Genomic DNA, 19192 nt, shown 5'->3' on the forward strand with positions numbered 1-19192 from the left:
CCCCTGACCACCGCCTGCGCCCCGGAGCCGCCCTGGCCCGGGGCGCAGGCGTGTCGGCCCTCCGGCGCCGCTCCGGCGTCCCTCTAGCGCTCGAGTTCGCGCAGCACCCGCTGCCGGTCGGCCACGTACCGGCCGGGGGCGAAGTGCTCGACGGCCGCGACGACCGCCCGCCGCCGCTCCGCGTGCCGCTCCCGGCCGAGCCCGTAGCCGTCGTTGTGGACGGTCACCAGCGGGTGGGACGAGGTGTGCCGGTGGAGGCGGACCTGGAGCAGCCGGTCGTGGAGGACGACGAACCGGATGTTGTCCCACGGGACCAGCTCGCCGTTGCCGCCGGTGATGCCGTGCGCGTCGACGCGCAGCCGCCCGCTGCGCCCGTGCAGCAGCACAAGTGCCAGGACGGAGAGGCCGAAGGCGAGCGCGGCGCAGACGAGGAGCCAGCCGACCGAGAGGTCACCGGCCGCCCATGCCCCGAACGCGGTGAACAGCGCCGTCGGCACCAGCGCCACCAGCACCTGCCGCCCCACGCGCGACCGGTACTCCGGCCGCAGGTCCAGCCCGTACGCGGACACGCCGTCCATCCCCGCCCCCCTCGTTCGCCGAACGGCAGGCTAACAGCGCGCTCGCGGCGCACCGGCACGGGCCGCACGGCGGGGCCGGGGCGCCCGGGAGAACCGGCACAATTGGGCGGTGCTCCAGGAATTCTTCACCCCCTCCGTGCAACACGCGCTCGACCTCGCCGGGATCTTCGTGTTCGCGATCTCCGGCGCCCTGCTCGCCGTGCGCAAGAACTTCGACGTCTTCGGCATCGCCGTCCTCGCCGAGGTCACCGCCCTGGGCGGAGGGCTGTTCCGGGACCTGGTCATCGGCGCCGTACCGCCCGCCGCCTTCACCGACCTGGGGTACTTCGTCATGCCCCTCGTCGCCACCGTGCTCGTCTTCTTCCTGCACCCGGTGGTCGAGCGGACCCAGGCGGCCGTGAACGTCTTCGACGCCGCCGGGCTCGGGCTCTTCTGCGTCGCGGGCACGACCAAGGCGTACGAGCACGGCCTCGGTCTCACCTTCTCGGCCGTGCTCGGCCTGGCCACCGGTGTCGGCGGGGGCGTCCTGCGCGACGTACTGGCCAATGAGGTCCCGTCGCTGCTTCGCTGGGACCGGGACCTGTACGCCGTGCCGGCCATCGTGGGCGCCACCATGGTCGCGCTCTGCATCCGGTTCGAGATGCTGAACCCCTTCACCAGCGCCCTCGCCGCCGTGACCACCTTCCTGCTGCGTCTGCTGGCCATGCGCTTCCACTGGCGCGCGCCCCGCGCGTGGAACCGTCGCTCTGCCGCCCGCGAAGAGGAGCTCCCTGAGAAAGCTACCGCTTAGTAATTTCCTGTTGTACTGTGCCGCCATGGACAGCGAGTTCGACCGCGACACCGCGGTGACCCTCCGCGAGCCCGGCGTCTACGACGCGGAGCTCTCCGCAGGCTGGACGATCATCCAGGCCGTCAACGGCGGCTACCTGCTCGCCCTGCTCGGCCGCGCGCTCGGCGATGCCCTGCCGCACCCCCACCCGTTCACCATCTCGGCGCACTACCTGACGCCGTCGGTGCCGGGCCCCGCGGTCGTACGGACGGAGACGGTCCGCACCGGCCGCACCCTCTCCACCGGCCAGGCCTCGCTCTTCCAGTACGCGGAGGACGGCACCGAGGTCGAGCGCATCCGGGTCCTCGCCTCCTACGGCGACCTGGACGCCCTTCCCGACGACGTACGGACGACCGCCAAGCCGCCCGCCATCCCGCCGCGCGAGCACTGCCTCGGCCCGTCCGACGGCCCGGCGCCCATCCCCGGTTCCTCCGCCATCACCGAGCGCCTCGACATCAAACTCGACCCCACCACCCTGGGCTGGGCCGTCGGCGCCCCGTCCGGCAAGGGCGAGATGCGCGGCTGGTTCGGCCTGGCCGACGGCCGCGAGCCCGACCCGCTGTCCCTGCTCCTCACCGTCGACGCCCTGCCCCCGACCTCCTTCGAGCTCGGCCTCACCGGCTGGACCCCGACCGTGGAGCTCACCGCCCACATACGGTGCCGCCCGGCCCCCGGCCCGCTGCGGGTCTCCATCACCACCCGCAACCTCGCGGGCGGTTTCCTGGAGGAGGACGCGGAAGTCTGGGACAGCGCCGACCGCCTGGTCGCCCAGTCCCGTCAACTCGCCCGCGCACCACGGGGCTAGGGCCTCTCGTTCGGATCTTGCTGGGCACCCCCTAGTGTCAGCCGGGTGAAGTCCGACCGGCTGCTCTCCGTCCTCCTGCTCCTCCAGACCCGGGGCCTGGTCCCGGCCACCGAGCTCGCCGAGCGCCTCGACGTCTCCGTACGCACCATCTACCGGGACGTCGAGGCGCTCTCCGCGTCCGGCGTCCCCGTCTACGCCGAACGCGGCCGGCACGGCGGCATCGCGCTGCTGCCGGGTTTCCGCACGGACGTCACCGGCCTGACCGCCGACGAGTCGCGCGCCCTGTTCGTGCTCGCCGCCCAGGGCGCGCACGCCGCGCTCGGTCTCGACCGGGCCCTCGGCTCCGCGCTCCGCAAGGTCATGGCCGCCCTCCCCGAACCACACCGCCCGGCGGCCGAGTCGACCAGCCGCCGCATCCTCGTCGACCCGGACCGCTGGCTGCGCGGCCCGGCGCCGGAGGTGGACCTCGACGTCCTGCACGACGCCGTCTTCGCCGACCGGCGGCTGCGGCTGCGCTACCGCCACAGCGGTACGGAGGCGGTGAGGACGTACACCGTGGATCCCTACGGACTCGTGGTCAAGGCGGGCGTCTGGTACCTGGTCGCCGACCACCGCGGCACACCCCGCCTCTACCGGGCGGACCGGATCCGCCGGGCGGCCGCCATGGAGGAGCCGGTGCGGCGGCGTGCCGGGGTGGAACTCGCGGACGTGTGGGAGGTGTTGCGGCGCCAGGTGGAGGACCGGCCGACGGGGCTGCGCGTACGGGCCCGGGTGGAGGCCTCGCGCCTCGACCTGTTCGTACGGATCCATGGCGCGCAGCTCGTACGGGAACCGGAGCGGGAGGGGGAGTGGGCCCATGTCGAGCTCGCCTTCCCGGACGTGCCCCACACCCGTGCGCTGCTGGCCTTCGGGCCGAGTCTGGAGGTACTCGATCCGCCCGAGGTGCGCGCCGAACTGGCGCGGCGGGCGGCGGCGGTGCTCGGCCTGTACGCGGACGTCAGTCCAGCCAGTGGCGGCGTCCCAGACTGACCAGCCGCAGCCGGCGCCGTGCGGTACGCGCCACCCGGTTCCAGTCCGGCGGAGGCGTCGCCAGGAACGCCGAGGCGGTCATCACCATGTGGTCGACGTACAGTCCGGCGAGCATGAGCAGGTCGTCCCGCTCCCAGGCCTCGCTCCCGGGATGCTGGGCCAGCTCGTCGGCCACCTCTTGTGCGAACCGGTCGAGTTGGGCGCCGATCGCCTCGCGCACCCGTGCCACGCCGCCGTGCCGTTCGCGAGCGATGAACCGGACGTGAGCGGGGTACTCGCGTACGAGCGCGGCGATCAACTCGACGGTGGCGGCGATCCGTTCGTCGCTGTCGCCGGTCGCCGCCAGGGTCGTACGGATCGTGCCGTGCAGACTGCCGAGGGCCTCGTCGACGAGGGCGACGCCGAGGTCCGCGGTGTCGCGGAAGTGCCGGTAGAAGGCTGCCGGGGCGACACCGACCGCGCGGGTCACCTCGCGCAGGCCGAGGCTGCTCAGGCTCTGCTCCTCCAGCAGCCGGAGGGCGGCGTCCAGGAGCGCCTGACGGGTTTTCTGTTTCTGGGCCTGCCGGATCCCGGAGGTGTGACTCATGCCATTCAGTAAACAACCGTTCTCCGGACTGCTCCAGCACTGAGGCTCGCTAGACTGGGTAGTCAGTGAACAAGTGTTTTCCGATTCAACCCTACTGAGGACCGAGGGAGGTCATCCGATGTTCTTCATCGTCGCCGCCCTGCTGATGCTGGGTGTCGTCCTCGGGACCGTGGCGCACGTGCCCGTCCCGGTCACTCTGGTCGCCGCGGCCGTCATCGGCGCCTGGCTGCTGATCTTCGCCATCCGGGAACGGCAGCACCGCTGATCCTCGCCGTCCGGGAACGCCAGCACCGCTGAGGAGACAGTCATGGAACTCACCACCTCCACCTCCACGTCCAGCTCCGCCCCGCGACCCCGCAACCGCGTCCGCGACGCCGACGGGATGGCCGTTGCCGCGTTCGTGCTGGGGCTGGTGGGCCTGCTGGTGATGAACATCCTGCTCGGGCCCATCGCCATCGGCCTCGCCGTCCTCGCCCTGCGGCGCGGCACCACGCGCCGGGGGCGGGCCATGCTGGGCCTCGGCCTGGGCATCGCCGACCTGGCCGTCCTGGCCACCCTGGTCACGATGGACGGCACGGTGTCCTGGAGCATCGCCTGACGGGCCCGGTGAGATACGGCTGGTACGGCGCTGATCCTTCGCCGTCGGGGGGCTCGTAGAATCGTTGCACCATGGCTTACCTCGACCACGCCGCGACCACTCCGATGCTGCCGGAGGCCATCGAGGCGATGACCGCCCAGCTCGCCGTGACGGGCAACGCGTCCTCGCTGCACGCCGCCGGCCGCCGGGCCCGCCGTACCGTCGAGGAGGCCCGCGAGACCCTCGCCGAGGCACTCGGGGCGCGCCCCAGCGAGGTCGTCCTGACCTCCGGCGGCACGGAGGCGGACAACCTCGCCGTCAAGGGCCTGTACTGGGCCCGCCGGGACGCCGACCCGCGCCGCGTGAGGGTGCTGGCCAGCCCCGTCGAGCACCACGCCGTCCTCGACGTCGTGCACTGGCTCGGCGAGCACGAGGGCGCCACCGTCGAGTACCTGCCCGTCGACCCCTACGGGCGCGTGCACCCCGAGGCGCTCCGGGAGGCCATCGAGCGCGACCCGTCGACCGTCGCCCTCGCCACCGTGATGTGGGCCAACAACGAGATCGGCACGGTCATGCCGGTGCCGGAACTGGCCGCCGTCGCCCGCGAGTTCGACGTCCCGCTGCACTCCGACGCCGTCCAGGCCTTCGGGCAGGTCCCGGTGGGCTTCGCCGACTCCGGCCTCGCCGCCATGACGGTTTCCAGCCACAAGATCGGCGGCCCCTACGGCATCGGGGCGCTCCTGCTGGGCCGCGAGTACAGCCCGGTGCCGGTGCTGCACGGCGGCGGGCAGGAGCGCCACGTCCGCTCCGGCACGCTCGACGTCCCGGCCGTCGCCGCCTTCGCGGTGGCGGGGCGGCTGGCGGCCGAGCGCCGGGAGGCGTACGCCCGCGAGATCGGCGCCCTGCGCGACGAGCTGGTCGACGCCGTCCGCACGGCCGTCCCGGACGCGGTCCTCGGCGGCGACCCCGCCCCGGAGGGCCGCCTGCCCGCCAACGCCCACTTCTCCTTCCCCGGCTGCGAGGGTGACTCGCTGCTGCTGCTCCTGGACGCCCAGGGCATCGAGTGCTCCACGGGCTCCGCCTGCACGGCGGGGGTGGCGCAGCCCAGCCACGTCCTGCTGGCCACCGGCACCGATCCGGACCTGGCGCGCGGCACGCTCCGCTTCACGCTGGGCCACACCTCGACCCGCGCCGACGTCGAGGCGGTCGCCAAGGCCATCGGCCCGGCGGTGGAGCGCGCCCGGACGGCGGGCCTCAGCTAGCGGTCGTAAGCGGCCGGGCGGCGTCCCGTACGAGCTTCATGTACCGGTCCCAGTCCCAGTGGGGCCCCGGATCGGTGTGGTCGGTGCCCTCCACCTCCACATGGCCGATGATGTGCTCGCGGTCCACCGGTATCCCGTACCGCGCGCATATCCCGGCCGTCAGCCGCGCAGACGACGCGTACATCGCCGCCGTGAAATCCTGCGGCCGGTCCACGAACCCCTCGTGCTCGATGCCGATGCTGCGCTCGTTCATGTCCCGGTCGCCCGCGTGAAAGGCCACGTCCAGCTCGCGGATCATCTGCGCGACGTGCCCGTCCTTGCGTACGACGTAATGCGTCGCCGCACCGTGCCCCGGGTCCTTGAACACCTTCAGGGCGGTCGGGAAGCTGCCCTGGACGACATGGATCACCACCCGGTCGATGCCGAAGTCGTCCGGCCGGTCCGCCCGCCGCCAGTTCGCCCGTGAGGCAGCCGTCCACTCCGCGCCCGCGTGGTCCAGCTCACCTTCGACGCGGTCCTTCTCCACGCCGGGCACCTGGTACCAGGCGCGTCTCAGCTCGTCCCGCGCCAGCACCGCCGCGCCCACGACGGCCGCCCCGCCCCCGATCAGCACGGCACGACGGCCCACCGCACCCGGCTTCTTCTCTCCCATGTGACCGTGAACGCATACTCGCACGACCATGGTTCCCGCGGCCCGTACCCTGGTAGGGCTATGACTCAGACTCCCCAGCGCCCCCTCCGTGTGCTCGCCGCCATGTCGGGCGGCGTGGACTCCGCCGTCGCCGCCGCCCGCGCCGCCGAGGCCGGCCACGACGTCACCGGTGTGCACCTCGCCCTGTCCGCGAACCCGCAGTCCTTCCGCACCGGCGCCCGGGGCTGTTGCACCATCGAGGACTCGCGCGACGCCCGCCGCGCGGCCGATGTCATCGGCATCCCGTTCTACGTGTGGGACCTGGCCGAGCGGTTCCGCGAGGACGTCGTCGACGACTTCATCGCCGAGTACGAGGCCGGGCGCACCCCCAACCCGTGCCTGCGCTGCAACGAGAAGATCAAGTTCGCGGCGCTGCTGGACAAGGCGCTCGCGCTGGGCTTCGACGCGGTCTGCACCGGCCACTACGCGACCGTGGTCGTCCGCGAGGACGGCACGCGCGAGCTGCACCGGGCGAGCGACATGGCCAAGGACCAGTCGTACGTCCTCGGCGTCCTCGACGAGAAGCAGCTCGCCCACGCGATGTTCCCGCTGGGCGACACCCTCACCACCAAGGACGAGATCCGCGCGGAGGCGGAGCGCCGGGGCCTGGCCGTGGCGAAGAAGCCCGACAGCCACGACATCTGCTTCATCGCGGACGGCGACACCCAGGGCTTCCTGGCGTCCCGCCTGGGCAAGGCGGAGGGCGACATCGTGGACGAGTCCGGCAACCGGATCGGTACCCACGAGGGCGCCTACGGTTTCACGATCGGCCAGCGCAAGGGGCTCCGCATCGGCCACCCCGCCCCGGACGGCAAGCCGCGGTACGTCCTGGACATCTCGCCCGTGAACAACACCGTGACCGTGGGCCCCGCCGAGGCCCTCGACGTCACCGCCCTGACGGCCATCAAGCCCCGCTGGTGCGGCACCGCCCCCTCGGGGCCCGGCGCCTACACGGCCCAGCTGCGCGCCCACGGCGACGAAACCCCGGTCACGGCGACCCTGGAGGACGGCGAGCTGCACGTCACGTTCACCGCGCCGGTCCGCGGCGTCGCCCCCGGCCAGGCGATCGTCCTCTACGACGGCACCCGCGTGGTCGGCTCGGCCACCATCGCCGCGACGACCCGCCGGACGGCGGTCAACGCCTGACCGCACGGGCGTCAACCCGGGGCACCGGGCGGTCGCCCCGGTCCGTGCCCCGCCACTCATCACCTGCGCTAACGTCGCCGCGCGCACAGTGCGTCGCTGTGCGTGACCATCGACGTGCGGGGGATGACGTACGTGACGTATACGCAGCGCTGGCAAGAACTGCTCGACCTTGCGCCGGGGCACGGCGCGCTGCAGCACAGCGGCGGGCCCTGGACCAAGGCGTCCGGCGCCGCCGATGAGTTGCGGGTCCGGACCGAGATTGGTCGCCGCTCGCTGAGCACCGGCCACGAGGGCGTCGGGGCCGCGGTGGCGGGGCTGACGTCCGTGACCTCCTTACGGGCCGTGCTGACCTCCTGGGAGGAACGCCTCGCCGCGGTACGGGACGAGTGTGCGTACCTGACCGGGGCCCTGTCGAAGGTCGCCAAGGAGATGGGTGAGACCGACATGGAGGTCGGGCACTCATTCCACGCCGTCCCGGAGGGCGGCCGGCAGCGGTGAGCGGCACCACCCTGACGTGGCGACTCCTGCGGGACCTGCGGCCGACCGCGCTGGAGGGCGCGGGCGACGCGTGGCACGAGGTGTCCGGCCGGTCCGGTTCGGACCGCGTTCGTGTGGACCGCCTGATGACGGCGCGGCTGCGGGAGACACAGGAGAGCCGGTCCGCGGCGGCGGCCCTCGTCCGCCTCCAGCGGTTGAGCCGCAACTACCAGTACCTGCACACCGAGTGCGGCCTGATCCGTACGACCCTGAACGCCCTGGCGGCCGATCTGGCGGTACCCCAGCGGCAGTTGCGGCAGGCCCTGGACGAGGCGGCCGAGCTGCGGTTCACCGTCCACGAGGACGGCTCCGTCAGCTTCCCGGCCGCCACTACGGCCACCCTTGCGGGTGAGATCTCCACCCCGGGCGGCCACGTCCGTGGTGACGCCCGCCTGCCCCTGGATCAGGCCCCGGGCCTGTCCGGCCCGCCCCCGACGGTGAAGCCGCTCAACCCGAACGCGGAGAAGGCCCAAGCCATCGCGGACCGCATCGCCCGCGCCGTCAGCGAGGCCGCGGACATCGACCGCACGTACGCCGAGACGCTGGACCGGCTCAAGGCGGCGAAGGGCCTGGACGTCACCGCCGCCACCCTCGCCGACGCCGCCCGCGACACCGCGGGCGTCCGCGCGGCAGCGGGGCGGCACCTCGGCGGCGGCATCCCTGCCGACCGGTCGCCCGCCGAACTCAAGGCCTGGTGGGACGGCCTCCCCGAGGAGCAGCGCCGCGAGTACATCGACGTCGCCCCGGACCTGATCGGCGGCCTGGACGGTCTCCCGGCGGCGGTACGCGACGAGGCGAACCGGAACCATCTGCCCGTGCTCATCGACGAGCTGGCACGGCGGCACGACGACGACTCGCGCACCAAGCTGGAAGCGCTCCGCCTGATCCAGGACCGCCTCACCGAACCGAGCGTCCCGCCCATGTACCTGCTGGGCATCGGCGACGAGGGCAACGGCCGCGCGATCGTCGCCTACGGCAACCCGGACACCTCGCGGAACGTGTCGGCGTACGTGCCGGGCCTCGGCACGAAGCTGAACGGCGAGTTCGTCGAGGACACGATGAAACGGGCGGAGGACACGGCTATCGGCGCGCGGAGGGTGGATCCGTCGAGCGCGTCCATCATCTGGCTGGGTTACGACGCCCCCCAGTTCGGAGACGTCATGACCGACGGTGACGCGCGCAGAGGAGCTCCCGCGTACAACCAGTTCATGGCGGGACTGGAAGCGACGAACACCAACCACGACCCGCACCTCACGGCGATCGGTCACTCCTACGGCTCGTACACCGTCGGCACGGCGGCCAAACAGTCCGGAGGGATTCCTGGAGTCGACGACGTGATTCTGCTCGGAAGCCCGGGTGTGGGTGTGGAGAAGGCGGGAGATCTCGGTGTCGCCGCGAACCACGTATTCGTCGGCGCGGCCGACAACGATCTGGTCACCAGGGCTCCGACGAAGGGTGAGATGGCTTTCGGCGGCCCAGTCGGCTCGCTCTTCTACGGTGACGTCGTCGACCGAGGGAACGATGACAACTACTTCGGCAAGGATCCGGCGAGTGAGGCCTTCGGCGCCCAGCGCTTCAAGGTCGATCCCGGGCCTCCGTTCGCGGGTGTCAGCGCGTCGGAAGGGATGCGGCTGGGGCTGATGGATGCCCACTCGCAGTACTTCGACCCGACGCTGGACGCAGAGTCGGCGAGCAACATCGCCAGAATCGTCGGTGGCAGACCCGACAAAATCACCACGGAGGAATGGCGATGACAGCAATGCGGCGCGTGACTCCCGTAGCGGCTCTGTTGATCGGGCCGCTGATCGTCGGGTGTGGCCTTGTTGGCGGGAGTTCTGGAGCTGGAGGAGCCGAAGAGATGGACATGCAGCAAGCAGCGGAGCAGGCCGATGCCATGCTGGATGCCACGGTCAATGCTGTGGTGCCTGAGGTTCAGTGGGCCCACCACGTCACAACAGCGGGCAGTTGCAATGTGAATCGTCGGCGGATGGTGACGACGATCATTTCTGAGCAAAGGCGGGGAAGTTTCCTGGGCGTGGTTGAGCGGTTCTGGAGGAAGAGCGGCTACACCATCACTTCGGTGAACCGGGATCAAGAGATGCCGGCGATCTTCGCCAGGTCCTCTGACGGATTTCAGCTGGCCTTGGACGTGGGTTACAAGGGGCAAGCGCACTTCGAAGTGATCACCCCCTGCGTAACGAAGTCGGACGTCGCCGAGCCCACCTCCGAACCCAACGGCCCCGCCTACCCCCTCGGGCAGATCCCCACCCCCAACGTCCGTTCCGCGTTCTGGTCCGCCGAGACGCCCGTCCCCAGTACACCCTCGCCGTCCTCCTGAGCCGCACTCAGTTGCCGTTGCCACCCCCGCCGTTGCCGCCGCCGTCGCCGAAGAAGTCCACCAGCGACGGCGCCAGGACCTGCGGGGCCACCGAGTGGGTCTGGCCCGTCAGCGTGCTGTGGCGGGCGTTCGGAAGGGCGTGGGCCACCGCGCGGGCGGTGTCGCGCAGCCAGGCCGGGCTCGCGCCGCCGTGGATGACCAGTACGCGCGTGGTGAGGGTGGACAGGCGCTCGGCGGGCAGCCGGCCGTCGCCGAGCACGGCGTGGTCGTACGGCAGGGTGGGGGCCAGGGCTTCCAGCGCGGGCCACAGGGGCGAGGCGCGCAGGCCGGCGAGTTCCGGGGGCGGGGTCTCGGACATGAAGAGCGTGAGCGCGTCACCGCGCCGGCCGTCCGCGAGCAGCCGCGTCAGCCGCCCGGTCTGTGCGGTGAAGGCCTCGCAGCCCGCCGGGTCGGTGCGGTAGGGCGGTTCGTACACCGACAGCCGGGTGATCGGCAGCCCGGCCGCCGCCGCCTCCAGTGCGAGCGCGCCGCCGGACGACATGCCGTGCACGGCCGCGCTTCCGCCCGCCGTGTCGATCACCGCCGCCAGGTCCTCGACCTCGTGCTCCACGGCGTAACGATCCGCGTCCCCGCTGTCGCCCCGGCCCCGCCGGTCGTAGGTGTACGTGGCGAAGTGCGGCGCCAGCAGCTCGGCGAGGCGTGCCTCACTGGCGCCCGTGCACAGTGCTCCGCTCACCAGGACCAGTGGCGGGCCGTCGCCGCGCCGCTCGTACGCGAGGGGGGTGCCGTCGTCCGACGTGGTCGTTCCACCGAGGTTGTCCATGAGGAGACAGACCGGCGCCGGGCGTGGAACTCATCGCTCGCCGTCACACCACCTGTGTTTCGTAGAAACACAGGTGGTCCTTGATCTCCGCGACCTCCGGCTTGGGGTCGGAGTACGCCCACACCGCGTCCTTGGCCCCGTCCAGCGACCAATAGGACGCTGTGCCCTTGAACGGGCAGTACGTGTGCGTCTCCGACGGGGACAGCAGGTCCATCCGGACGTCCGCCGTGGGCAGGTAGTAGCGCACGGGACAGCCCGTCTCGCGCAGCACCAGTGGCCGTCGGCTCTCCGCGATCACATGACCGTCGTGGACCACGCGTACAAGGTCGGTGCTCTGTTCGATGGTGATGCGGTGTCCTGTCGTCATGGTCGGTCCAACAGCCGCGCCGGGCGCGCGATTCCCCCTATGGTTGCATCATGAACATTTGTGTCTTCCTGTCCGCCGCCGACCTCGACGAGCGCTACACCGCTCCCGCCCGCGAGTTCGCCGGACTGCTCGGCAAGGGCGGCCACACCCTGGTGTGGGGCGGGAGCGACTCGGGCCTGATGAAGGTCGTGGCGGACGGCGTCCAGGAGGCGGGCGGCCGGATCGTCGGCGTGTCCGTGGACTTCCTGGCCGCCAAGGCGCGGACCGACGCCTACGAGATGGTCTTCGCCAAGGACCTCGCCGAGCGGAAGGCGCTGATGCTCGCCAAGTCGGACGCGGTCGTCATCATGGTCGGCGGCACCGGCACCCTCGACGAGGCCACCGAGATCCTGGAGCTGAAGAAGCACGGCAAGCACACCAAGCCCGTGGTGCTGCTCAACGCGGCGGGGTTCTACGACGGGCTCAAGGAGCAGTTCCGGCGCATGGAGGCCGAAGGCTTCCTGCCGCTGCCGCTGACCGACCTGGTGTTCTTCGCGGAGGACGGGGTTTCGGCGCTCGCGTACCTGGAGGAGAGCGCCGGGATCCGGTAGCCGCCGTCCGGATGCGAGCATGACCCGTATGGCTACACACATGATCACCGGGGCGGGTTCCGGCATCGGCGCGGCCGTCGCCCGCCGCCTGCACGAGCGGGGCGACGACCTCGTCCTGCTGGCCCGCGACGCCGGGCGCGCCAAGGAACTGGCCGACACCTATCCGGGTGCCCGCACCCTCGTCGGCGACCTCGCCAACCCCGACCGGCTCTCCTGGGCCTTCTCCCACCAGACCCTTCCGGACCGGCTCGACTCGCTGCTGCACATCGCGGGCGTCGTCGACCTCGGGCGGGTCGGCGACCTCACCACCAAGGCCTGGCGGAGCCAGCTGGACGTGAACCTCATCGCCCCCGCCGAGCTCACCCGGTTGCTCCTGCCGCAACTGCGGGTCTCCCAGGGGCACGTGGTGTTCGTCAACTCCGGCGCAGGTCTGAACGCGCACGCCGAATGGTCCGCCTACGCCGCCTCCAAGCACGGCCTCAAGGCACTGGCCGACTCGCTGCGCCATGAGGAGCACGGCAATGGCGTACGCGTCACGTCCGTCTACCCGGGCCGTACGGCGAGCCCCATGCAGGCCAAGGTGCACCAGCAGGAGGGCAAGGAGTACGACGCCTCCCGCTGGATCGACCCCGAGTCGGTCGCCACGGCGATCCTGACCGCCATCGACCTGCCGCGCGACGCGGAGATCAACGACCTGACGGTGCGGCCCGGACGATGAACGACACCGACGACTTCAGCTGGGGCCCGGCCACCGGTGTCGGGTCCATGCCGGGCGGCGACGCGCGGGAGGCCGCCAAGGCCGTCACAGGGACCTTCGAGGACTTCCCGTACCTGGCGGAGCTGCCCGCGCGAGGACCGGGCGCCGACATGATCGGGCGGACCATCGGGCTGCTGGTGGAGATGTACGCGCACGTCGAGCCGAGCGGCTGGCGGATCAGCGACCGGCCGGGCCGCGACACCCGGCGGGCCAGGTCCTGGATGGGGGAGGACCTCGACGCCCTGGAGGAGTTCACGCAAGGGTACGAGGGGCTCCTGAAGGTACAGGCCGTGGGGCCGTGGACGCTGGCCGCCGCCCTGGAGCTGCGGGGCGGCGAGGCGGTCCTCGGCGACCCCGGCGCCTGCCGGGACCTGGCGGCCTCGCTGGCGGAGGGGCTGCGCGCCCACCTCGCGGAGGTACGCCGCCGGGTGCCCGGGGCGCGGGTGGCCCTCCAGCTCGACGAGCCGTCCCTCACCGCAGTACTGACCGGGCAGGTGCGGACCGCGAGCGGCTACCGCACGTACCGGGCGGTGGACCGGCAGGTCGTGGAGAGCACGCTCAGGGACGTGGTGGCGGTGAACGAGGGTCCGGTGATCGTGCACTCGTGCGCCCCGGACGTGCCGTTCGCGCTGCTGCGGCGCGCGGGCGCGGCGGGCATCTCGTTCGATTTCGGTCTGCTCACGGAGCGTGACGAGGAGCAGATCGGTGAGGCGGTCGAGGGCGGCACGAGGCTGTTGGTGGGCGTCGTCGAGTCGACCGACGTTCCATTGTCAGACCCTGCCGGTAGCGTCATGGGTGTCAGGACGCTGTGGCGCAGGCTGGGGCTGAATCCGGGGACTCTCGCCGAGTCGCTGGTGGTCACCCCGTCGTGCGGGCTGGCGGGCGCTTCGCCCGCGTATGCCCGCGCCGCGCTCGCCCACTGCGTCAGGGCGGCGAGATCGCTCGCGGACAACCCTGAGTGACGTCAGTAACGGGAGGAATGACGGTGGCTGTCGAACAGCAGGACGTCGTGCCGGCGGAGGCACGGGACAAGCACGCGCAGCTGGCCGAGCAGGTCGAGGAGCACCGCTTCCGGTACTACGTGAAGGACCAGCCGGTCATCAGCGACGCCGAGTTCGACAAGCTGCTGCGCTCGCTGGAGGCCCTGGAGGAGGAGTATCCGGAGCTCCGTACGCCCGACTCGCCGACCCAGAAGGTCGCCGGGTCGTACGCGACGGAGTTCACGGCCGTCCAGCACCGCGAGCGGATGCTGTCGCTGGACAACGCCTTCGACGACGAGGAGCTGGCCGGCTGGGCGGACCGCGTCGCCAAGGAGGTCGGCACCTCGGAGTACCACTTCCTGTGCGAGCTCAAGGTCGACGGCCTCGCCGTGAACCTGACGTACGAGAAGGGGCGCCTCACGCGCGCGGCCACCCGCGGCGACGGCCGCACGGGCGAGGACATCACGCCGAACATCCGCACCATCTCGGACGTGCCCGACCGGCTGAGGGGCGACCGGATCCCGGACCTCGTCGAGATCCGCGGTGAGGTCTACTTCCCGATGGAGAAGTTCGAGGAGCTCAACGCCCGCTTGGTGGAGGCCGGTGACAAGCCCTTCGCCAACCCGCGCAACGCGGCGGCCGGTTCCCTGCGCCAGAAGGATCCGAAGGTCACCGCCACCCGCCCGCTGCACATGGTGGTGCACGGCATCGGCGCGCGCGACGGCCTGGAGATCACCCGGCTGTCGGAGGCGTACGACCTGCTGCGCGAGTGGGGCCTGCCGACGGCCCGGCACAACAAGGTGGTCGACGACATCGCCGGCGTGCGGGAGTTCATCGCGTATTTCGGTGAGAACCGCCACTCGGTGGAGCACGAGATCGACGGCGTGGTCGTCAAGCTCGACGAGATCCCGCTCCAGGGCCGGCTCGGTTCCACCTCGCGGGCGCCGCGCTGGGCGATCGCTTGGAAGTACGCGCCGGAGGAGGTCAACACCAAGCTGGTCAACATCCGGGTGGGTGTGGGCCGGACGGGCCGGGTGACGCCGTACGCGCAGGTGGAGCCGGTCACGGTCGCCGGCTCGGAGGTCGAGTTCGCCACCCTGCACAACCAGGACGTGGTGAAGGCCAAGGGCGTCCTCATCGGCGACACGGTGGTGCTCCGCAAGGCCGGTGACGTCATCCCGGAGATCCTCGGGCCGGTCGCGGACCTGCGGGACGGCACGGAGCGGGAGTTCGTCATGCCCGCCGAGTGCCCCGAGTGCGGGACGGCCCTGCGGCCCATGAAGGAGGGCGACGTCGACCTGCGCTGCCCGAACGGCCGTACCTGCCCGGCGCAGCTGCGTGAGCGTCTCTTCTACCTGGGCAGCCGCAGGGCCCTCGACATCGAGAACTTCGGCTATGTGGCGGCCGCCGCGCTGACCAAGCCCCTGGAGCCGGCCGAGCCGCCGCTGGTGGACGAGGGCGACCTGTTCGACCTGACCATCGAGCAGTTGCTGCCCATCAAGGCGTACGTCCTGGACCAGGACAGCGGCCTGCCGAAGCGGGACCCCAAGACCGGCGAGGAGAAGATCGTCACGGTCTTCGCCAACCAGCAGGGCGAGCCGCGGAAGAACGCGCTGGCCATGCTGGAGAACATCGCGGCGGCCAAGGAGCGGCCGCTGGCGCGGATCATCACCGGTCTGTCGATCCGTCACGTCGGGCCGGTGGCGGCGGAGGCGCTGGCGCGCGAGTTCCGCTCCATCGACCGCATCGAGCAGGCGAGCGAGGAGGAGCTGGCGGCCGTCGAGGGCGTGGGCCCGACCATCGCGGCCTCGCTCAAGCAGTGGTTCGAGGAGGACTGGCACCGGGAGATCCTGCGTAAGTGGCGGGCGGCCGGGGTGCGGATGGAGGAGGAGAGCTCGGGCGAGGACGAAGGGCCGCGCCCCCTGGAGGGGTTGACCGTCGTCGTCACCGGCACCCTGGAGAAGCACACCAGGGATGGCGCAAAAGAGGCCCTCCAGAGCCTCGGAGCGAAAGTGACCGGTTCCGTTTCGAAGAAGACCGCCTTCGTGGTTGTCGGTGACAACCCCGGTTCCAAGTACGACAAGGCGATGCAGCTGAAGGTTCCGGTTCTCGATGAGGACGGCTTCCGTGTGCTGCTCGAACAGGGTCCGGAGGCGGCGCGCGAGGCGGCGGTCCCGCTCGAACAGTAGGCCGGGGAACGACGGAAAAACGTCACCCGTTCAGCGCATACCAGATGGATAAGGGTGGCCGGGTCGCATTCGGGCAAGACCAGTAGAGCGCTGCCCGTCGAAGCCTTCTGCGGCCTACTGTTGAGACGGCGCCTGTCGTGCCCGGCCGGGGGTTGATTCCGGCCGGGCCGACATGACAACGGGCCATCGCGTGGCAACGGCACCGCCGGCTGTGAGAGGGACGGAATGAAACCGACCGAGAGTGCCGCCCCGGTCTCACGGCCGCGTGCGTACGCGGCGTGCACGGGCATCGCCTCCAGGCTCCCGGACATCGTCGTGGCCGTCGCCGCCTTCGTCCTCACCGCCGGGCTGTACGGCGCCGTGAGCGGCGGCCACGCGCTCTTCCCCGGCTCCACGGCGGGCTGGTCGCTCGCGGTGCTCACCGGCATCGTCGTCGGCCACCTGGTCGCCCTCGGCCGCGACCGCTGGTGGGGCGGCACGGGCTCCGGTGCCGCGCTCACCCTCGCCGTCCTGCTCCTGTACGGCTGGGTGCCTGCCGGACTGGTCAGCCTTGCCGTCGTCGTCCTGGTCGGCGTGGCGCGGCGGCACCGCTGGCGGCAGGGGCTGCTGCACGGCGCGGCGGACATCCTCGGCATCGGAGCGGCGGCCCTGGTCCTCGCCGTGTTCGGGGACGTACCGACGGTCGAACAACCATGGCGGCCCCTCGAATGGGGGATCGAGGCCGTACCGGAAGTGGCACTGGCGGCCGCCGCGTATCTGGTGGTGACCCGGCTGCTGTTGTGGTACACGCTGGCCCCGCAGAACGGCGGGCTGCCCACGGCCGCCCGCACGGCGCTGCTGCGGCAGGGACTCGTGGCGGTCGCGCTGCTCGGCATCGCGCCGCTGATCTGCGTCGTGGCCGTGGCCCTGCCGGTGGTGCTGCCGCTGTTCGCCGTACCGCTGATCGCCCTGGACTCGACGCTCTGGATCGCCCGCGCGCGGGCCGAGGAGCAGTTGCGCGACCCGCTGACCGGACTGCCCAACCGGCAGTGGCTGCTGGAGCGGACCTGGTCCGCGCTGGAGGAGGCGGAGGGCGAGGGCGTCAGGGCTGCCCTGGTGCTGATCGACCTCGATCGTTTCCGGTCGGTCAATGACACGCTCGGTCACCTGGCCGGCGACCGGCTGCTGCTCCAGATCGCCGACCGGCTGCGGCTGGCGCTGCCGCGCGGCGCGGAGGCCGCCCGGCTCGGCGGCGACGAGTTCGCCGTACTCCTGCCGGCCGTCGACTCCACCACCAGCGCCCAGCGGGTGGCCCGGCAGCTCGCCGCCGAGCTGTCCTCGCCGCTCGACCTCGACGGCCTCACCCTCGTCCTGGAGGCCAGCGCGGGAGTCGCCGTCTTCCCCGACCACGCGCTGGACGCCGAAGGGCTGCTCCAGCGCGCCGACGTCGCCATGTACCAGGCCAAGCGGGACCGCACGGGCGTCGAGGTGTACGAGTCGAAGCGCGACTCCAACACCCCCGACCGGCTCGGCCTCCTAGGCGACCTGCGGCGCGCCCTGGACGCCGGCGACGTGGAGCTGCACTACCAGCCCAAGGTCCGCTTCGACGGGCACGTGGCCGGGCTGGAGGCGCTGGTGCGCTGGGTGCACCCCGAGCGCGGGAAGGTCCCGCCCGACGAGTTCATCGCCATCGCCGAGTCCTCCGGGCTGATGCCGCACCTCACGGAGTACGTCCTGGAGACGGCGCTCGGCCAGGTCGCCAAGTGGCGCGCCCAGGGCCTGAACGTCCCCGTCGCGGTGAACGTCTCGCCCCGCGACGTCCACACCCCCGGCTTCGCCGGCGCGGTCGCCGCGCGGCTGGCCCGCCACGGGGTCCCGGCGGGCGCCCTCCAGCTCGAGATAACGGAGCACGTCCTGCTGGAGGACCCGCAGCGCGCCGCCGACACCCTGGCGGGACTCACCGGACACGGCGTGAAGATGTCCCTCGACGACTTCGGGACCGGGTACTCGTCCCTGGTCCACCTGAGGCGGCTCCCGGTGAGCGAACTGAAGATCGACCGCTCGTTCGTGGCCCGCCTCGCGATCGACAACGAGGACGCCGAGATCGTCCGCTGCACCGTCGACCTGGCCCACTCGCTGGGCCTGCTCGTGGTGGCCGAGGGGGTCGAGGACGACGAGACCTGGGAGCGGCTGCGGGACCTGGGCTGCGACGCGGTCCAGGGATGGCTGGTCGCCGCCGCGATGCCGCCGGCCGAGACGACGGCCTGGCTCCGCGCCCGCGGCGAGGCCGGCTGGCACCGCCCGCCGCGTGAACTGCCCCCCGCGCCCCAGGACGCGGACCAGGTGGTGCAGTAAGTCCCGCCCCGCCCCGGGCGGGTCGTCCGGTGGGTGGGTTCCCCCCGTGGTGGGCAGTCGCCCCGCAGGCTTCGCCCCCCTTTGTGGGCAGTCGTTCCGCAGGGCGATGGGGGTCCCCCTGCTCGAGCGAAGCCGAGAGCCTGGGGGAGGGTGGGCACAACGGACCGGGGCGGTGCCTGTTCCCGGTTCCCCCTGGGGCAGTGCCCGTCCCCGGGGCGGATGCCGCCGGTGGTGGGGCCCCTCCGGGCTACCCCTCGCGGTCGGCGGGGTGCCCGCCCGGTGCCGGCGCCGTATCGCGCCGCCGATCCCGGCGCGGCCCCGCCCTGGCCGGAGGGCGTGTGCGGGTCGGTGGGTGGTGGGCGCGGCCCTGCCCCGGCCGGAGGCGCGAGGGCCCCGCGGCCAACCGTTTAACGGGTAGAGCGCCCCGCCCCATAGGATTGGGCCAAAACCATCACACTCACCCCTGAGGATCGCTGCATGCCTGGCATCACGCGCGAGGAGGTCGCCCACCTCGCCCGGCTGGCACGTCTTGAGCTGAAGGACGAAGAGCTCGACCACTTCGCCGGACAGCTCGACGACATCATCGGCGCGGTCGCCCGCGTCTCCGAGGTCGCCGACCAAGACGTACCCCCGACCTCCCACCCGCTGCCGCTGACCAACGTCATGCGCGCGGACGAGGTCCGTCCCTCGCTCACCCCCGAGCAGGCGCTCTCCGGTGCGCCCGCCCAGGAGCAGCAGCGTTTCAAGGTGCCGCAGATCCTGGGGGAGGACTGA

Annotated in this window: 21 protein-coding genes; 16 read left to right on the forward strand and 5 right to left on the reverse strand. The window is 71.9% G+C overall.

What is annotated here, in order from left to right:
* Window positions 1–83: 83 nt before the first annotated feature.
* Window positions 84–578, reverse strand: coding sequence for a hypothetical protein (locus ABT360_RS03285; RefSeq protein ID WP_351809876.1), 495 nt, complete (start codon window positions 576–578; stop codon window positions 84–86).
* A gap of 109 nt (window positions 579–687) precedes the next feature.
* Here ABT360_RS03285 and ABT360_RS03290 point away from each other — a divergent pair, with 109 nt between their 5' ends.
* From ABT360_RS03290 to ABT360_RS03300, 3 genes are read left to right on the forward strand one after another with little or no spacing between them, the layout of a single operon-like run.
* Entirely contained in the window at window positions 688–1368 is a 681-nt protein-coding gene (locus tag ABT360_RS03290; RefSeq protein WP_351809879.1) for a trimeric intracellular cation channel family protein, read from the forward strand.
* A 25-nt stretch (window positions 1369–1393) separates the two neighbouring features.
* The gene (locus ABT360_RS03295) at window positions 1394–2212 is read left to right on the forward strand and encodes a thioesterase family protein (RefSeq protein WP_351809882.1); all 819 of its coding nucleotides are present in this window, start codon (window positions 1394–1396) and stop codon (window positions 2210–2212) included.
* Window positions 2213–2257: 45 nt separating this feature from the next.
* Complete coding sequence (locus ABT360_RS03300) at window positions 2258–3241, forward strand: helix-turn-helix transcriptional regulator (RefSeq protein WP_351809885.1); 984 nt, start codon at window positions 2258–2260, stop codon at window positions 3239–3241.
* Here the strand turns inward: ABT360_RS03300 and ABT360_RS03305 are convergent.
* The gene (locus ABT360_RS03305; protein WP_351809888.1) at window positions 3210–3827 is read right to left on the reverse strand and encodes a TetR family transcriptional regulator; all 618 of its coding nucleotides are present in this window, start codon (window positions 3825–3827) and stop codon (window positions 3210–3212) included. The genes ABT360_RS03300 and ABT360_RS03305 overlap by 32 nt on opposite strands.
* A 118-nt stretch (window positions 3828–3945) precedes the next feature.
* Between ABT360_RS03305 and ABT360_RS03310 the strand changes: the two genes are divergently transcribed.
* The 3 genes from ABT360_RS03310 to ABT360_RS03320 all read left to right on the forward strand — a co-directional run bounded on the left by ABT360_RS03310 (window position 3946) and on the right by ABT360_RS03320 (window position 5666).
* Entirely contained in the window at window positions 3946–4092 is a 147-nt protein-coding gene (locus ABT360_RS03310) for a hypothetical protein (protein ID WP_351809891.1), read from the forward strand.
* A gap of 42 nt (window positions 4093–4134) precedes the next feature.
* Complete coding sequence (locus ABT360_RS03315; protein WP_351809894.1) at window positions 4135–4425, forward strand: DUF4190 domain-containing protein; 291 nt, start codon at window positions 4135–4137, stop codon at window positions 4423–4425.
* A 71-nt stretch (window positions 4426–4496) separates the two neighbouring features.
* On the forward strand, window positions 4497–5666 hold the full coding sequence (locus ABT360_RS03320) for a cysteine desulfurase family protein (protein ID WP_351809897.1): 1170 nt from the start codon (window positions 4497–4499) through the stop codon (window positions 5664–5666).
* Here the strand turns inward: ABT360_RS03320 and ABT360_RS03325 are convergent.
* Window positions 5659–6318 carry an N-acetylmuramoyl-L-alanine amidase gene (locus ABT360_RS03325; protein ID WP_351809900.1) on the reverse strand — a complete coding sequence of 220 codons (660 nt, stop codon included), beginning with the start codon at window positions 6316–6318 and terminating at the stop codon, window positions 5659–5661. The genes ABT360_RS03320 and ABT360_RS03325 overlap by 8 nt on opposite strands.
* A gap of 60 nt (window positions 6319–6378) precedes the next feature.
* On the opposite strand from ABT360_RS03325, the gene mnmA reads away from it, so the two are divergent.
* The 4 genes from mnmA (at window position 6379) to ABT360_RS03345 (ending at window position 10378) form a co-directional block, all read left to right on the forward strand.
* Window positions 6379–7503: a tRNA 2-thiouridine(34) synthase MnmA gene (gene mnmA / locus ABT360_RS03330; protein WP_351809902.1), complete on the forward strand. Its 1125-nt coding sequence runs from the start codon at window positions 6379–6381 to the stop codon at window positions 7501–7503.
* 102 nt (window positions 7504–7605) lie between these two features.
* Entirely contained in the window at window positions 7606–8001 is a 396-nt protein-coding gene (locus ABT360_RS03335; RefSeq protein ID WP_351809905.1) for a hypothetical protein, read from the forward strand.
* On the forward strand, window positions 7998–9794 hold the full coding sequence (locus tag ABT360_RS03340) for an alpha/beta hydrolase (protein ID WP_351809908.1): 1797 nt from the start codon (window positions 7998–8000) through the stop codon (window positions 9792–9794). The genes ABT360_RS03335 and ABT360_RS03340 overlap by 4 nt, the downstream gene beginning before the upstream one ends.
* A gap of 104 nt (window positions 9795–9898) precedes the next feature.
* Window positions 9899–10378, forward strand: a complete 480-nt coding sequence (locus tag ABT360_RS03345; protein ID WP_351809911.1) for a hypothetical protein — start codon at window positions 9899–9901, stop codon at window positions 10376–10378.
* Window positions 10379–10385: 7 nt separating this feature from the next.
* Here the strand turns inward: ABT360_RS03345 and ABT360_RS03350 are convergent, their stop codons facing one another.
* Window positions 10386–11201: an alpha/beta fold hydrolase gene (locus ABT360_RS03350; protein ID WP_351809914.1), complete on the reverse strand. Its 816-nt coding sequence runs from the start codon at window positions 11199–11201 to the stop codon at window positions 10386–10388.
* Between the two features lie 43 nt (window positions 11202–11244).
* A complete protein-coding gene (locus tag ABT360_RS03355; protein ID WP_351809917.1) occupies window positions 11245–11568 on the reverse strand; it encodes a DUF427 domain-containing protein in 324 nt (107 codons plus the stop codon).
* Between the two features lie 50 nt (window positions 11569–11618).
* On the opposite strand from ABT360_RS03355, the gene ABT360_RS03360 reads away from it, so the two are divergent.
* From ABT360_RS03360 to gatC, 6 genes are all read left to right on the forward strand, one after another.
* Window positions 11619–12158, forward strand: coding sequence for an LOG family protein (locus tag ABT360_RS03360; RefSeq protein ID WP_351809920.1), 540 nt, complete (start codon window positions 11619–11621; stop codon window positions 12156–12158).
* Between the two features lie 28 nt (window positions 12159–12186).
* Entirely contained in the window at window positions 12187–12876 is a 690-nt protein-coding gene (locus tag ABT360_RS03365) for an SDR family oxidoreductase (RefSeq protein ID WP_351809923.1), read from the forward strand.
* Window positions 12873–13877, forward strand: coding sequence for a methionine synthase (locus ABT360_RS03370; RefSeq protein ID WP_351809926.1), 1005 nt, complete (start codon window positions 12873–12875; stop codon window positions 13875–13877). Before ABT360_RS03365 ends, ABT360_RS03370 begins: the two co-directional genes overlap by 4 nt.
* A gap of 17 nt (window positions 13878–13894) precedes the next feature.
* The gene (gene ligA, locus ABT360_RS03375) at window positions 13895–16084 is read left to right on the forward strand and encodes an NAD-dependent DNA ligase LigA (protein ID WP_351809929.1); all 2190 of its coding nucleotides are present in this window, start codon (window positions 13895–13897) and stop codon (window positions 16082–16084) included.
* Window positions 16085–16309: 225 nt separating this feature from the next.
* Entirely contained in the window at window positions 16310–18418 is a 2109-nt protein-coding gene (locus tag ABT360_RS03380) for a putative bifunctional diguanylate cyclase/phosphodiesterase (protein ID WP_351809932.1), read from the forward strand.
* A gap of 477 nt (window positions 18419–18895) precedes the next feature.
* A complete protein-coding gene (gene gatC, locus ABT360_RS03385) occupies window positions 18896–19192 on the forward strand; it encodes an Asp-tRNA(Asn)/Glu-tRNA(Gln) amidotransferase subunit GatC (protein WP_016642027.1) in 297 nt (98 codons plus the stop codon).

This window comes from Streptomyces sp. NPDC000229 (assembly GCF_040300825.1).
Classification (GTDB): Bacteria; Actinomycetota; Actinomycetes; order Streptomycetales; family Streptomycetaceae; genus Streptomyces.

Coding starts and splice junctions, on each gene's coding strand:
- ABT360_RS03350 (WP_351809914.1), bottom strand. CDS start 11,201: ATGGACAACCTCGGTGGAACGACCACGTCGGACGACGGCACCCCCCTC.
- ABT360_RS03370 (WP_351809926.1), top strand. CDS start 12,873: ATGAACGACACCGACGACTTCAGCTGGGGCCCGGCCACCGGTGTCGGG.
- ABT360_RS03355 (WP_351809917.1), bottom strand. CDS start 11,568: ATGACGACAGGACACCGCATCACCATCGAACAGAGCACCGACCTTGTA.
- ABT360_RS03295 (WP_351809882.1), top strand. CDS start 1,394: ATGGACAGCGAGTTCGACCGCGACACCGCGGTGACCCTCCGCGAGCCC.
- ABT360_RS03380 (WP_351809932.1), top strand. CDS start 16,310: ATGAAACCGACCGAGAGTGCCGCCCCGGTCTCACGGCCGCGTGCGTAC.
- ABT360_RS03325 (WP_351809900.1), bottom strand. CDS start 6,318: ATGGGAGAGAAGAAGCCGGGTGCGGTGGGCCGTCGTGCCGTGCTGATC.
- ABT360_RS03365 (WP_351809923.1), top strand. CDS start 12,187: ATGGCTACACACATGATCACCGGGGCGGGTTCCGGCATCGGCGCGGCC.
- ABT360_RS03320 (WP_351809897.1), top strand. CDS start 4,497: ATGGCTTACCTCGACCACGCCGCGACCACTCCGATGCTGCCGGAGGCC.
- gatC (WP_016642027.1), top strand. CDS start 18,896: ATGCCTGGCATCACGCGCGAGGAGGTCGCCCACCTCGCCCGGCTGGCA.
- ABT360_RS03360 (WP_351809920.1), top strand. CDS start 11,619: ATGAACATTTGTGTCTTCCTGTCCGCCGCCGACCTCGACGAGCGCTAC.
- ABT360_RS03315 (WP_351809894.1), top strand. CDS start 4,135: ATGGAACTCACCACCTCCACCTCCACGTCCAGCTCCGCCCCGCGACCC.
- ABT360_RS03310 (WP_351809891.1), top strand. CDS start 3,946: ATGTTCTTCATCGTCGCCGCCCTGCTGATGCTGGGTGTCGTCCTCGGG.
- mnmA (WP_351809902.1), top strand. CDS start 6,379: ATGACTCAGACTCCCCAGCGCCCCCTCCGTGTGCTCGCCGCCATGTCG.
- ABT360_RS03305 (WP_351809888.1), bottom strand. CDS start 3,827: ATGAGTCACACCTCCGGGATCCGGCAGGCCCAGAAACAGAAAACCCGT.
- ligA (WP_351809929.1), top strand. CDS start 13,895: ATGACGGTGGCTGTCGAACAGCAGGACGTCGTGCCGGCGGAGGCACGG.
- ABT360_RS03285 (WP_351809876.1), bottom strand. CDS start 578: ATGGACGGCGTGTCCGCGTACGGGCTGGACCTGCGGCCGGAGTACCGG.
- ABT360_RS03345 (WP_351809911.1), top strand. CDS start 9,899: ATGGACATGCAGCAAGCAGCGGAGCAGGCCGATGCCATGCTGGATGCC.